The organism is Pantoea sp. DY-15 (genome assembly GCF_019795935.1).
GTDB lineage: Bacteria > Pseudomonadota > Gammaproteobacteria > Enterobacterales > Enterobacteriaceae > Pantoea > Pantoea leporis.
Window position 1 is genome coordinate 286,544 of record NZ_JAIMIF010000001.1, and the last position, 13,716, is coordinate 300,259.

Here is a 13,716-nt window from a genome sequence, read left to right on the forward strand (position 1 = left end):
ATGCCATTACTCTATGTGGCGATTGGCGTAGCGTTACTGCTGTTGCTGATGATTCGTTTCAAACTGAACGGATTTATTGCGCTGATTCTGGTGGCGCTGGCCGTTGGCATGATGCAGGGCATGCCGGTCAACAAAGTTATCGTTTCGATTAAAACCGGCGTCGGCGGCACGTTGGGCAGCCTCGCGCTGATCATGGGCTTCGGCGCAATGCTGGGTAAACTGCTGGCGGATTGCGGCGGGGCGCAGCGAATCGCCACCACGTTAATCGCTAAATTTGGTGAGAAGCATATTCAGTGGGCGCTGGTGCTGACCGGCTTCACCGTCGGCTTTGCGCTGTTCTACGAAGTGGGCTTTGTGCTGATGCTGCCGTTGGTGTTCAGCATCGCCGCCTCCGCGCGCGTGCCGCTGCTGTACGTGGGTGTGCCGATGGCGGCCGCGCTCTCGGTCACACACGGTTTCCTGCCACCGCATCCGGGCCCAACTGCGATCGCCACGCTGTTCAACGCCGATATGGGGAAAACGCTGCTGTACGGAACGCTGCTGGGGATTCCAACCGTTATTCTTGCCGGTCCGGTTTATGCGCGCTTCCTGAAAGGCATTGATAAGCCGATCCCGGAAGGCTTGTGGAATCCGAAAACCTTTACCGAAGCGGAGATGCCTGGCTTTGGCGTCAGCGTCTGGACGGCATTGGTGCCGGTGGTGCTGATGGCGTTGCGCGCGGTGGCGGAGATGCTGCTGCCGAAAGGTCACGTGTTGTTGCCGTATGCCGAGTTCTTTGGTGACCCCATTATGGCAACCTTGATTGCCGTGCTGATCGCCATCTTCACCTTTGGTCTCAACCGTGGCCGCAGCATGGATGACGTGATGGGCACCATCACCGATTCGATCAAGATCATCGCCATGATGCTGTTAGTGATTGGTGGTGGCGGGGCGTTCAAACAGGTGCTGGTGGACAGCGGCGTCGATAAATATATCGCCAGCATGATGCATGAAACCAATCTGTCGCCGATCTTCATGGCGTGGTCGATTGCTGCGGTGCTGCGTATTGCGCTGGGTTCCGCTACCGTGGCGGCGATTACGGCAGGCGGCATTGTCGCACCGTTGATCATCACCAGCGGCGCCAGTCCGGAACTGATGGTGATTGCGGTCGGCTCCGGCAGCGTGATTTTCTCTCACGTCAACGATCCGGGCTTCTGGCTGTTTAAGGAGTATTTCAACCTGACCATCGGCGAAACTTTCCGCTCATGGTCGGCGCTGGAAACCATTATTTCGGTGTGCGGTTTGCTGGGTTGCTTAATGCTCGCCAACGTCATCTAAGTATCAAGGCTGAGGCACTGCGCCTCAGCCGCTTGCGGTTTACTGCGTTAAGGCGCGGAATGCCGCGAGTTCCTCTTGCGGCATTCCCGCTTGTAACGCCGCGTCACAGATTTGCTCCCAGCTGTTGCTGTCGAGAGGAATGCCATCGCGTTCACGTGCCACGCGGTTTTGCTCTTCCCACTCGCCGGGCACCTGAATCGGTGCTTCGCCACTTTGCGGCGACTGTTTCACCCAATCCAGGAATGATTCCGCTTCTTCCTGCATCGCAGGCGCATCAAACGCATCCGGATTCACGATGATGGTGGTCATGCAGTTGAAAATGGCATCGTGGCTGGTGACCAGCGTGTCATCATGCGTGGTGCGGCCGCCCGACAGCGCGCCGCCGAGAATTTCACACATGGTTGCCAGCGCATAGCCTTTGTGCAGACCAAACGGCATCAGTGAACCATACGGCGCCTGATGCATCACGCCCGGTTCGGTGGTCGGCTGGCCTTGATGATCAATCAGATAACCTGGCGCGACCTGCTGCTCTTTATTCCACGCCACTCGCGTTTTACCAAAGGCGATGCCGCTGGTGGCGAAATCGAGCAGCAGCGGTTTGGCATTGCGGCGCGGGAAAATGGCGCAAAAAGGATTAGTGCCAAAACGACGATCGCTACCGTTAAACGGCGCGACCATCGGATCGCCCATCACGTTAACAAAATGGAACGAGACAAAACCGGCGGCCGCACACTGTTCTGCCCAATGGCCGATGCGACCAATGTGGTGCGAATGGTGTAAACCAACCGCCGCAATACCTAACCTGGCTGCGCGCTCAATACCGAGTTGCATCGCCTCAAAGGCCGCCACCTGACCAAAACCGTTGTGCCCGTGTAGCGTCAGCACCGCGCCGGCGTCTTTTGCAATGCTGGCATGTTGGTTGAGTTGCAAAAAGCCCTGTGCCAGCGATTTCATGTAGCTCGGAATCATGCCAACGCCGTGTGAATCGTGACCCGCCAGATTCGCGGCCACCAAATGGTCGGCGACCAGGCGCGCTTCTTCGGCGCTGCTGCCAGCATGTAACCAAATGGCTTGAACAAACTGATGAAGGCGAGAAGGGGGAATAAGATGCAGAGTACTCATACGGTCAATCTCCTTATCATGAACAATCATGCATCCTGTGCCGAAACCAGTAATAACCGCAAGTCAATGATAAGAAGTAAAGGGCCACAACGTGTGGCCCAAAAACTCAGTGCGGCTGTTCAAAGCCCGCTTTGACCATCTGATCGCGCAGCGCGCGGGTAATTTCACGGTTCCCGCCGGTGATCGGATAAATGACATTGTTGACGACATCGTCAAGATAGTGCTCTTCAAATTCCTGCAGGGTGAGTTGCGTGCCACCTTCATCATTAATCGCAATACTGCCGCTGATGTGGTTGCCGTAATCCTTTGCCTTAAGGCTATAACGCCCCATGCTGGTATTAATCGTGCTCATAAGAATCTCCTTGTTACGTCGGCATTGATAACAATCGAGGCCTCTTCAGGCGCTATAAGTTTAGACTGCGGACAGGCGCTGAGTGCGGAATCAAGGAGAGGGAAAATCGCAGGCTGCGACCCGTCTCGCAGAATTAAATCGGCATTAAGCGAAACGATAGCCAAGGGTTGTGACCACTCTCGCAGCGCCCAGCGAAAGCAGAATGATCATCTATACTGGTAAGCAGACACGTTATTTTTCATACTTGAAGGAGCGAACAATGAAAATAATTCTGTGGGTTATCGCCATCATCTTCATCGTTGGGTTACTGACACTAACAGGCGTCTTTAAACTGATTTTCTGACAACAACAGGCACCTGCGGGTGCCTGAATTTTTTATTCAGCATAGGATTTTTCGCTGTCATTAAAAGACGCAATCGGCAGGATGAGATCGCCCAGCGTCAACGGTTTCTGACACTGCGCGCAGCAGGCACCATGATGATTTATTGCATCGACCTGTTTGCAGTCCGTTAAGGTGTAAAAAAATTTAGTGCAACCGCAGCGGCTACAACGAATAGTCATGTCAGTTTTTTCCCCATCTCCGTCCTGGAGTATCGAGATTTATCTTATTCGTAGGGCGAGTTCAATTGATAAATTTTGTTAATTTATTCCGTGCGTGAATAGTTGGCACTAAGTCACTGAAAGCTATCTTATTGCTTGCCGTCATCCTCACAACATGATTGCACTTTGTGTACATCCCTCAGTAATACCTTTCCGTTTATCCGGCGTTTCAATTTCACGTTCCGCATGAGGTAAAATTCGCCGTCAACCGAGAATTAGCCTGGAGATATTAAGCCTGTTTTTTAATATTCTTTTGGCGATTACTTAGGAATGCGTCGTACAAGAATCTGAAAAATTTACCTCAGGGTAGTGCATTTTTTCAGCACGAATTAACAGGAAATTACGTTGTGAATCGGCACTTTTCTGCAGCTTTGTTAGGCTGCATTTTGACCTCATCGGTCTCGTTTTCGGCATCAGCGGTAACAACTTCACAAGCCATCAAATCAGGCTGGAACACCTTTAGTGACAACGTGTCGCAAACCTGGTCGCAACCGCAGAATTATGATTTTTATCTGCCAGCGATTACCTGGCATAACCGTTGGACTTACGATGATGAACACATCGATAAGTACAATGAACGTCCGTGGGGCGCAGGTGCGGGCGTTTCGCGCTGGGATGAGAAAGGCAACTGGCACGGTTTGTACCTGATGGCGTTCAAGGACTCCTTTAACAAATGGGAGCCGATTGGCGGTTACGGTTGGGAAGCGACCTGGCGACCGCTTAGCGATCAGAACTTTCATTTGGGCGCCGGATACACGGCGGGTGTAACGGCACGTGATAACTGGCGCTACATCCCGGTTCCGCTGATATTGCCTTTAGCATCAATTGGATATGGTCCAGCCACTTTCCAAATGACTTATATTCCCGGCACTTACAATAATGGCAATGTCTATTTTGCCTGGCTGAGATTTGAGTTTTAACCGTTAGCGGCGTGCAGAAAGTGTGATCGGCATGCAAAAAATCAATATTTATTACTTTTTCATCAAATCGCACTGGACAAATGTCACCGCAATTGCTGTACTAGACGTCGACACAGTTTAGTGTCCTTTTTTCATGTAAAGGTAATATAGATGTCTAAGATCAAAGGTAACGTAAAGTGGTTTAATGAGTCGAAAGGCTTCGGTTTCATTACTCCAGAAGATGGCAGCAAAGATGTATTCGTACATTTCTCTGCAATCAACAGCAACGGTTTCAAAACTCTGGCTGAAGGTCAGCGCGTTGAGTTCGAAATCACTGACGGTGCTAAAGGCCCATCAGCTGCTAACGTTATCGCACTGTAATTTAACAGTTCGAATTCTGAAAACCCGCCTTCTGGCGGGTTTTTTTTGTTCTTCAATCAGCTAGCTGCTTTGTCTGAAGATAGATTCTGCGGCACATCTCACAGATAACTTCCGTAACATAGCCACAACAATGCTTACTTGCAGATTTTTGCCCGGCAACGCTATATAACTGCTCAGGGAAAATGAGGAGGCAGGATGAACATACGTCAGGCACAGGCAAAAGACAGTTTTGCGTTGAGCGCATTGTTAACCGAATTAGGTTATAGCGCGACGGAAGGATTTATCGATACGCGTTTGGCGCAGCTTATTCATCATCCCGATGAAGTTTTGTTGGTCGCTGAACACGGCAATCAGGTGCTGGGTTTTCTCTCGTTGCACTTTATTCCGCAGCTGGCATTGGCCGGCGATTTTGCCCGCATCAGCTACTTCTGTATTGCCGAAGGTGAGCGTAGCAAAGGCAGCGGGCAGCAGTTATTGAACCACGCCGAACAGCTGGCGCGGTCACGCGGTTGCGACCGTATGGAAGTGCACTGCCACTCATCGCGCCTCAAAGCCAACCAGTTCTATGCGCGCGAAGGCTATGTGGAATCACCGCGCTATCACATTAAAGCTCTGGGTTAAGATTAAGCTCGCGTCCGCTGGCTATCACGATGGCATCAGCGATGCTGTCGAGTTGTGAAACAGGCAGCAGCGCCGCGCTAACGCGAATAAATTGCCGGCTGCTAATGCTACAGCGTTCACCGGGCAGCACGGCGATACCTCGAGCGGCCAGCGTAATCATCGCGTACTGCTCCGATTCGACCGGAATCCACACGCTCAATCCATCGCGCTCTTCAAGCACCAGACCGCGTTTCGCCAGTGCGGCCAGTAACTGCTGGCGACGCTGCGCATAGGTGGCTTTGGCCTGCTGAATCCGCTGCTGAGTCTCTTCATCATTGAGCATCCACGCCACGGCATCCTGCAAAATACGGCTGGTCCAGCTCACGCCAAAGTTACGCCACGCTTGCAGTCGCTTTACCATTTCTGCGGTGCCTGATAACACCGCCAGCCGCAAATCCGGCCCATAAGCTTTGGAAAACGAGTGCACATGCAGCACGCGTTCGGGATAGTGGAAACCGAGGCTGAATACCGGCCAGCGCGACAGATCGCCAATGCCATCATCTTCCACAATGATGGTGCTGCTGTTCGCCAGCACACGCGCCAGCTCTGCACTGCGACGCTGGCTCACGCTATGTCCGGTAGCGGAATGGGTGCGCGGTTGATAGATAAACATCGCCGGAGATTTCTGCATCAGCGTGGTCAGCGCCGAGGGAATCGGACCTTGCTCATCGCACGGTAATGGCAGAATTTCAGCGCCAATGTTGTCTAAAATATCCAGTAATCGTGTGGCGGTAGGATCTTCGATCACCACACGATCGCCCGGTGACAGCAACGTCTGCACGATCAAGTTCATGGCATCGAAGCCGCCGTCGGTTGCCAGCCAGGCTTCAGCGGGATAGGGCCAGCGCGGCGTCACGGCATCCTGCAATTGCGGTGAAATCGCCTCGCGCTGATAGCTATTCAGTTGCGGCGACGCAATGCCAGCCAGCATCGCCTGACGCAGATCCGGCAACAGCGTTGGGTCCGGTGCGGCCATCGCCAGTGATGCCTGAACATTCTCGCCGTAATTGCCGATCTTCTCGAAGCGAATCGGACGCGGCATAACGCTGTTGCCGCTCACCCACACGCCGCTGCGACCTTTCCCCGCCAGCACTTTCTGCTTCTTCAGTTGCGCCCAGGCAGCGGATATGGTTGCCGGACTCACGCCCAATCGCTCAGCCAACTCACGCACCGCCGGCATTTGCATGCCCACTGCAATCTGCCCATCGCGAATTAGCGTGGATGCCGCATGCGTGATGCCTTTCACCGAAGCATCCGTGATCTGCTGGCTGAGCCACTCCAAATCCACACTTTGCGTCATAAGAAAATCCTTTGTTCAGTAACAAATAATAGATTGTTCAGATTAGTATTCGCGATTTAGACTCAAATTCAAGCACTATTTGCTGCATAAATAATCACAGCCGCAGGGCTGGCAGAACAGACGGGGAAGGCAAAACTATGGTAACCATCAGACTGGCGGTACGTGACTGGGATTACTTCACACCGCTGGCACTTGGCGATATCAAGCCGGAGGGTTTCACGCTGGAGATCGATCGCGTTGGCACGCTGGTGGATAACCTCGCCACCAGCGATAAATACGATGCCGGTGAAGTGTCGTTTAGCCGCTTTGCTCAGGCTCGGGCAAAAGGTGACACTTCGCTGCTGGGCCTGCCACATTTCCTGATGCGCGGTTTCCGCCAGCGCTGCATCATCACGCGCAGCGACAGCCCGATTACCACGCCAGCGCAGCTGAAAGGTAAAAAGATCGGCGTTACCGGCTGGCAGGATTCGGGCAACACCTGGACGCGCACCGTGCTGCGTGAAGCGGGCGTGGAGATTGATGATGCGTACTGGTTTGCCGGTCGTTTGACCGAGGATCACCCGATTGTCGATCGTCTGGCCGGTTTTGGTCGTCCGGGGCGTATTGAACCGGCGCCAGGAGAACGTCCACTGATCGAGCTGCTGAAAGCGGGCGAGCTGGATGCTGTCTTTACCCCTTTTATGCCGGAAGGTTTTTTCCTCGCCGATTCGGGTTTGCGCCAGCTGCAGGTGGATTTTGCCGCTGCCGAGCGTGACTACTTTAATCGCGTCGGTTATGTGCCGGGCATTCACTTACTGGCACTGAAGCCCGCCATAGCCGAGGCGCATCCGTGGCTGCCTCAGGCGCTGAGCGACATCATCGATCGTTCGTACCAGATGTGGATGAAGAAGCGCGAGAAATACGCTGACACCACGCCGTGGCTGCTGGACGATTTGCGGCGCACTGCGCAGGAATTACCGACCAACTGGAATCAAAACGGATTTTCCGTTAACAAAAAGATGATTGCCGACTTTGCGAATGAGCTGTTCCAGCAAGGCCTAACCCAAATATTGCTGACGCCGGAAGCGATTTTCCCGGCTGCGGCGCAAGGAGAATAATGATGAAAGTAGCAATGGGGCAATTTGCCGTCAGCCGCGAATGGCAGGAAAACACCGATATTTGCGTCGGACTGATGAACCAGGCATTGGCGGGCGGCGCCGATCTGCTGGTGCTGCCGGAAGGCGTGCTGGCGCGTGATATCGCCGATCCGGATCTGGTGCTGAAAGCGGCGCAGCCACTTGATGGTCCTTTCGTCACGCAGCTGCTGGCGGTCAGTAAAGGCAATAATTTGACCACCATGATGAGCGTGCACGTGCCGACAGAAGGGCAGAAGGCGCTCAACGTGCTGATCGCCATTCGCAACGGTGAAATTATCGCCAAGTACGTGAAGCTGCACCTTTACGATGCTTTCGCCATGCAGGAGTCGCAGCGCGTGAATCCGGGACGCGAGATTCCAGCGCTGGTTGACGTGGCGGGCATGAAAGTCGGGTTGATGACCTGCTACGACGTACGCTTCCCGGAGCTGGCGCGTCGCTTAGTGCTCGACGGCGCAGATGTGCTGGTGCTGCCGGCAGCGTGGGTGAAAGGCCCGCTGAAAGAGATGCACTGGGAATTGCTGACCACCGCGCGTGCGCTGGAAAACACCTGCTACATGGTGGCGGTGGGCGAATGCGGGCCACGCAATATCGGCAACAGTCTGGTGATCGATCCGTTGGGCGTGGCGATTGCCAAAGCGCCGGAATCGGCCGCGCTGGTGTTTGCCGATCTCGATCCGCAGCGCATCGCGTATGCGCGCAGCGTACTGCCGGTGCTGGAAAATCGCTGTTTTGCTCGTCCCGAACTTAAACCACTTTGATCGCTGGGGAATCTGACTGATGAAAACTATTGCTACCGCCATCGCGCTGTCATTGGGCCTGACGGCCTGTTTCGCTCAGGCGGCTGACGCTATTCCTACGCAAAAAGTGGATCAGGCACTACACGATCGTCTGCCTGCAGAAATCAAAAGCAGCGGCAAAATGATCTCGGTAAACAACGGCTCTTTTCCTCCGTATGAGATCGTTAACGGTCCGCACTCAATGGATGGCGCCTCCGCCGATCTCACCGCAGCGCTGGCACAGTTGCTGGGTGTGAAGATTGAACATGCCACCGTCAGCGGTTTATCGGGCGTGCTCACCGGCATTAATTCTGGTCGCTACCAGATGGCGATTGGCCCGATAGGGGATTATCCGGACCGGCAGCAGAAGGTCGATTTTATCGACTTCGTGCAGGAGTTCGTGGTGTTTGGCGTGCAGAAAGGCAATCCCTCGAAGATTAACGGTCTGGAAGATACCTGCGGTAAACGCATTGCGGTGATGGCGGCCGGTTCGGCGGAACAGGTGATTCGCAAGCAGTCCGATGCCTGTGTCGCGGCGGGTAAACCGGCGGTGGTGGTGCAATCCTTTACCGATCAGCCATCGTCGATTTTAGCCGTGCGCTCAAAACGTTCCGACGCCTTCTTCTCGTCACAGGCGCCGCTGACTTACTTCATCGAACAGGCCAATGGTCAGCTGGAGCTGTCGGGCAAAGGCAAGAAAAACGGTTTTGGCGACATTTTCCAGGGCACCGTGGTACCCAAGGGTTCTGAACTCGGCAACGTGGTGCTGGATGCGTACAAAGAGCTGTTCAATAACGGCACTTACGCGGCCATCATGAAGAAGTGGAAATTAGACGGCAACGTGTTGCAGCAACCGGGACGTAACCTGGCGCAAGGGGCAGCAAAATGAGTCCGGTCACCAACAATTCGCGAGCCAGGGATAAGGCCGACGTGCAGCAGCGCGATGTGGCTTTTGCCCGCAGTGCGCCCACTTATGGGCGCTGGATCTCATGGATTTTGGTGCTGGTTATTGCCGCGAACTTCCTCTGGCTGGTGGCAACCAACCCCAATTTCGAGTGGAACGTGGTGCTGCAGTGGTTCACCGAAGGTTCGGTGATGAAAGGCCTGCAGGTCACCCTCGGCTTGACGGTGGTGTCGATGATTCTCGGCACGCTGCTTGGGCTGTTGCTGGGCGTGTGGCGTCTCTCGGAAAACAAATTGCTCAGCGGCTTATCGTCGCTCTACATCTGGTTTTTCCGTGGTACGCCGCTGCTGGTACAGCTGATCTTTTGGTACAACCTGTCGACGCTGTTTCCCACGATTGCGATCACTCTTCCGTGGACGGATATCACTTTTGCCAGCTGGAATACCAACGATCTGATTACGCCACTGACCGCAGCAATTGCCGGACTGGCGCTCAATGAAGCCGCCTATATGGCCGAGATCATTCGCGCTGGCTTGCTGTCAGTGGATAACGGTCAGGTTGAAACCACCCAGGCGTTTGGCATGAGCCGCAGTCGTGCGCTGCGTCGCGTGATCATTCCACAGGCGATGCGTTCGATCATTCCGCCTACCGGCAACCAGCTGATCAGCATGATCAAAGCGACCTCGCTGGTGAGTGTGATCGCTATGGGCGATCTGTTGTACTCGGTGCAGGCCGTTTATAACCGCACCTTTGAAATTATCCCGATGCTGATGGTCGCGGTGATCTGGTATCTGCTTATCACCTCGATTCTCAACCTTGGTCAGTCCGCCATCGAGCGTTACTACGCACGCGGCACCACCCGCACGGTGGTGAACAAACGACGCGTTGCCGCTAACGAAGCCGCGCCAGCCATCGCGCACCGTCTGAAGGAGGATGTATGAGTGAAGTTCAGCCGCTGGTGCGCGCGCGTAATGTGCAGAAGAGTTATGGTGACAATGAAGTGCTGAAAGGCATCGATCTCGATGTGTTTCCCGGTGAAGTAGTGGTGATTCTCGGGCCATCAGGTTCGGGTAAATCCACCTTTTTACGCTGCATTAACCATCTGGAAGACATGAACGCCGGTTCGATTATGGTGGGTGACGATCAGATCGGTTATGAACTGAAACGCGGTATTCTGCATCGCCTGTCGGCGCGTAAAATTGCTCATCAGCGCCAGAAAATCGGCATGGTGTTTCAGCAGTTCAATCTTTATCCGCACATGACGGTGCTGCAAAACATTATTGAAGCGCCGATCGGTGTGCACAAGTTTGCACGCCAGGATGCGCTCAAGCATGCGCGTGAACTGCTGGCGACCGTGGGATTGAGTGACAAAGCCGATGCCTGGCCGCGTCATCTGTCCGGTGGTCAGCAGCAGCGTGTGGCGATTGCGCGTGCGCTGGCGATTAAACCGGCGCTGATGCTGTTCGATGAACCCACTTCGGCACTCGATCCGGAGTTAGTCGGTGAAGTGCTGACCACCATGCGCACCTTAGCCGATCAAGGGCTGACCATGATTGTCGTCACCCATGAAATTGGTTTCGCGCGTGAGGCGGCCGATCGCGTGGTGTTTATGGATGGCGGCGTGGTAGTGGAGCAGGGCAGTCCGGAGCAGTTGATTGGTAACCCGCAACATCCGCGTACGCAGGCATTTCTCAGCCGCTTTATCTGAGCAGGCGGTCTCACTCTGTTACAGATTGCAGTTGAGGCCGTCTATAAACTGCGCGTTAATAGTCAGGTCCGTTTTTCACATTGGTTGAAAGGTAAATTATGGAAGGTATCAGTATTGCCAAACTGCTGATCATCGGTGCGCTCATCGTACTGCTTTTTGGCACCAATAAGTTACGTTCACTGGGTGGCGATCTGGGTTCCGCAATCAAAGGCTTCAAAAAAGCCATGAAAGATGATGAATCCGGCGCATCCAAAAGCAGCGCTGAAGAAGTGCCTGCTGAACGTGTCAGCCACAAAGAGTAATCTCTGCGCCGAACGTCAATAAGTGTAAATATTTATTACGTTGATAAAAAACCAGACTGTCTCCAGTCTGGTTTTTGTTTTTTTGCATCTTAGTGCCAGGCAATGCTGGCAACATCCTGTTCGTGTAATTCAAACAAGTTGGTGTGACCCACTGCGGGATACACGCTGATGCCATCCTGGGTTTGCCAGTCATCGAACATCAGGTCAGTTAAGACCAGCGGCAATAGCGACACTGGCGTTTCATCCGCTGGAGCGACCCAGTCGATTAACGCCACATCAATCATATCTAATGCACTGTCTTCGATTGGCAGCAGAATGATGCTCGGTTTAGGTTCGATGATAAATACCCAATCGACTTTGTTGCCAGCAACACCCTGCGCACTGATGGGCATGGCACTGAAGGTATGCTGAGCGGCGGGCAAATCCGCCGGCAGTGCAAATTGCCATTGGCCGTTATACGCTATCGCCTGGCTGCCAAGCAGCACATCGTCAATGTAAAAACGCAACGTTGAACCGGCAGGCGCGTCACCACTGAATACGGCAGCGCCGTTTTCATCCTGGGTATCGCCATTGATGGTTATCTCGCTCTCGGCTGCCGCAATCGTCGTGATCGTGATCACCGATGACGGTTGGCTGGCAGGCTGTTCAGGCAAAGCCAACAGCTCATGTATCGCCACATCAACAGATTGCGGGTTGGATTCTCCTGCCCAGCTTGATGAAACGGGCAGCGCAAAATCCTTTTCCAGCAACTCGAAGTTCCATTGGTTTTCTGCATCATCTGCAATCAATGAATGTGCCACGTGCATGCTCGGGATCGGCTCGCTTGTTGGCGAGATTGCCACTGCCGGCTGAGCCAGCGGCGCTTCCGCATTAACCCACTCCTTTTCAGGAAGCGGCAGCTGCAGATCCATCTCGTTGTAACGATGCTCAATGCTGATGGCAGTAGCGATAAACGCATTCGCACAGGACGCGTGCGATGACGTATAGGGATTGGTGATGTCTTTCGGCGTGGTGCGCGTTTTTAGCGCCTCCAGGCTCTCTTCTGATGCGCTATAGTGCCGCGCTTCGGAGGATGGACCTGACACATCCGGTGCTCGAAATACATCGAGCGCCTCTCTATGAAAGGAAGTTTGCATAATCTGACCTTCAAAAAAATACACTGAGAAAAAGCGAAATAGGCTCTTACGGCCTCAGCGGTTAAAGCGTCAGGTTTGCTATAAAGATTAAGTTGCTACGGGGGATTTTTGCGATTGCGCCCGGATTAGCACACAATCGCGCAGAATATTACTTAACTTCCAGACCTTTGGCCTGCATATCGGCGTGATAAGAGGAGCGCACAAACGGGCCGCAGGCGGCATGGGTGAAGCCCATCGCCATTGCTTCTTCTTTCATTTCGTCAAACTCGGCCGGGCTAACGTAGCGCTGCACCGGCAAGTGGTGACGGCTCGGCTGCAAATACTGTCCCAGTGTCAGCATGGTGACACCGTGGCGACGCAGATCGCGCATCACTTCAATAATTTCAGCATTGGTTTCGCCCAGACCGACCATCAAACCCGATTTAGTCGGGATATCCGGATGCGCTTCTTTGAAACGCTCCAGCAATTTCAGTGACCAATCGTAGTTGGCGCCAGGACGTACCTGACGGTAAACGCGCGGCACGTTTTCCAGATTGTGGTTAAACACATCCGGTGGCGTCGCGGTGAGGATTTCCAGCGCGCGATCCATACGGCCACGGAAGTCCGGCACCAATGTTTCAATTTTAATGGTTGGGCTTTTTTCGCGAATCGCGCTGATGCAGTCAGCAAAGTGCTGGGCACCGCCGTCGCGCAGGTCATCACGGTCCACAGAAGTGATGACCACATAACGCAGTGCCATATCGGCGATGGTTTGTGCCAGTTTCAGCGGTTCGTTAGCATCAGGCATATTCGGGCGGCCGTGCGCCACGTCGCAGAATGGGCAGCGACGGGTACAGATCGCGCCGAGGATCATAAAGGTCGCGGTACCGTGGTTGAAACACTCTGCGAGATTAGGGCAGGAGGCTTCTTCACACACCGAGTGCAGACCGTTTTTACGCATCGCGGCCTTGATGCCCTGGATGCGGCTGGAGTCTGCAGGCAGTTTGATCTTCATCCATTCCGGCTTACGCAGAATTTCTTCACGCTCAACCATCACGGTTTTCACCGGGATCAGCGCCATTTTGTCGGCATCGCGATACTTGACGCCACGTTCCATCTGAATTGGTTTACTCATAAATCTGCA

At 53.9% G+C, this 13,716-nt stretch carries 15 protein-coding genes; 10 read left to right on the plus strand and 5 right to left on the minus strand.

Translation table 11 applies throughout. The features are described from left to right. Positions 1-1,317, plus strand: a complete 1,317-nt coding sequence (gntT, locus tag K5Y32_RS01395; RefSeq protein ID WP_222181615.1) for a gluconate transporter — start codon at positions 1-3, stop codon at positions 1,315-1,317. Positions 1,318-1,356: 39 nt separating this feature from the next. Here the strand turns inward: gntT and K5Y32_RS01400 are convergent, their stop codons facing one another. Beyond that, complete coding sequence (locus K5Y32_RS01400; protein WP_222181616.1) at positions 1,357-2,439, minus strand: malate/lactate/ureidoglycolate dehydrogenase; 1,083 nt, start codon at positions 2,437-2,439, stop codon at positions 1,357-1,359. Between the two features lie 106 nt (positions 2,440-2,545). Further along, positions 2,546-2,791 carry a hypothetical protein gene (locus tag K5Y32_RS01405; RefSeq protein ID WP_101763266.1) on the minus strand — a complete coding sequence of 82 codons (246 nt, stop codon included), beginning with the start codon at positions 2,789-2,791 and terminating at the stop codon, positions 2,546-2,548. A 947-nt stretch (positions 2,792-3,738) separates the two neighbouring features. Here K5Y32_RS01405 and pagP point away from each other — a divergent pair. The 3 genes from pagP to K5Y32_RS01420 all read left to right on the plus strand — a co-directional run bounded on the left by pagP (position 3,739) and on the right by K5Y32_RS01420 (position 5,292). Further along, positions 3,739-4,311, plus strand: coding sequence for a lipid IV(A) palmitoyltransferase PagP (gene pagP, locus K5Y32_RS01410; protein ID WP_370635084.1), 573 nt, complete (start codon positions 3,739-3,741; stop codon positions 4,309-4,311). A gap of 150 nt (positions 4,312-4,461) precedes the next feature. Beyond that, the gene (gene cspE, locus K5Y32_RS01415; protein WP_007890714.1) at positions 4,462-4,671 is read left to right on the plus strand and encodes a transcription antiterminator/RNA stability regulator CspE; all 210 of its coding nucleotides are present in this window, start codon (positions 4,462-4,464) and stop codon (positions 4,669-4,671) included. Positions 4,672-4,866: 195 nt separating this feature from the next. Next, on the plus strand, positions 4,867-5,292 hold the full coding sequence (locus K5Y32_RS01420; RefSeq protein ID WP_222181617.1) for a GNAT family N-acetyltransferase: 426 nt from the start codon (positions 4,867-4,869) through the stop codon (positions 5,290-5,292). Here the strand turns inward: K5Y32_RS01420 and K5Y32_RS01425 are convergent. Further along, positions 5,276-6,631, minus strand: coding sequence for a PLP-dependent aminotransferase family protein (locus K5Y32_RS01425; protein WP_222181618.1), 1,356 nt, complete (start codon positions 6,629-6,631; stop codon positions 5,276-5,278). The two genes, K5Y32_RS01420 and K5Y32_RS01425, sit on opposite strands and share 17 nt — an antisense overlap. Before the next feature lie 137 nt (positions 6,632-6,768). Between K5Y32_RS01425 and K5Y32_RS01430 the strand changes: the two genes are divergently transcribed. The 6 genes from K5Y32_RS01430 (at position 6,769) to tatE (ending at position 11,457) form a co-directional block, all read left to right on the plus strand. Next, positions 6,769-7,728, plus strand: a complete 960-nt coding sequence (locus tag K5Y32_RS01430) for an ABC transporter substrate-binding protein (protein ID WP_222181619.1) — start codon at positions 6,769-6,771, stop codon at positions 7,726-7,728. Positions 7,729-7,730: 2 nt separating this feature from the next. Further along, positions 7,731-8,525, plus strand: coding sequence for a deaminated glutathione amidase (locus K5Y32_RS01435; protein WP_222182860.1), 795 nt, complete (start codon positions 7,731-7,733; stop codon positions 8,523-8,525). Between the two features lie 19 nt (positions 8,526-8,544). Beyond that, complete coding sequence (locus K5Y32_RS01440; RefSeq protein WP_222181620.1) at positions 8,545-9,432, plus strand: ABC transporter substrate-binding protein; 888 nt, start codon at positions 8,545-8,547, stop codon at positions 9,430-9,432. Then, positions 9,429-10,388 (plus strand): amino acid ABC transporter permease, encoded by a 960-nt coding sequence (locus tag K5Y32_RS01445; protein WP_222181621.1) that lies wholly within the window; start codon positions 9,429-9,431, stop codon positions 10,386-10,388. The genes K5Y32_RS01440 and K5Y32_RS01445 overlap by 4 nt, the downstream gene beginning before the upstream one ends. Further along, positions 10,385-11,155: an amino acid ABC transporter ATP-binding protein gene (locus K5Y32_RS01450; RefSeq protein WP_255602308.1), complete on the plus strand. Its 771-nt coding sequence runs from the start codon at positions 10,385-10,387 to the stop codon at positions 11,153-11,155. The genes K5Y32_RS01445 and K5Y32_RS01450 overlap by 4 nt, the downstream gene beginning before the upstream one ends. Before the next feature lie 98 nt (positions 11,156-11,253). Then, positions 11,254-11,457 (plus strand): twin-arginine translocase subunit TatE, encoded by a 204-nt coding sequence (tatE, locus tag K5Y32_RS01455; RefSeq protein WP_064740541.1) that lies wholly within the window; start codon positions 11,254-11,256, stop codon positions 11,455-11,457. Between the two features lie 89 nt (positions 11,458-11,546). Here tatE and K5Y32_RS01460 read toward each other — a convergent pair whose 3' ends face one another. Further along, the gene (locus tag K5Y32_RS01460; protein ID WP_222181622.1) at positions 11,547-12,593 is read right to left on the minus strand and encodes a hypothetical protein; all 1,047 of its coding nucleotides are present in this window, start codon (positions 12,591-12,593) and stop codon (positions 11,547-11,549) included. 148 nt (positions 12,594-12,741) lie between these two features. After that, entirely contained in the window at positions 12,742-13,707 is a 966-nt protein-coding gene (gene lipA, locus K5Y32_RS01465; protein WP_101763255.1) for a lipoyl synthase, read from the minus strand. Between the last annotated feature and the right edge of the window lie 9 nt (positions 13,708-13,716).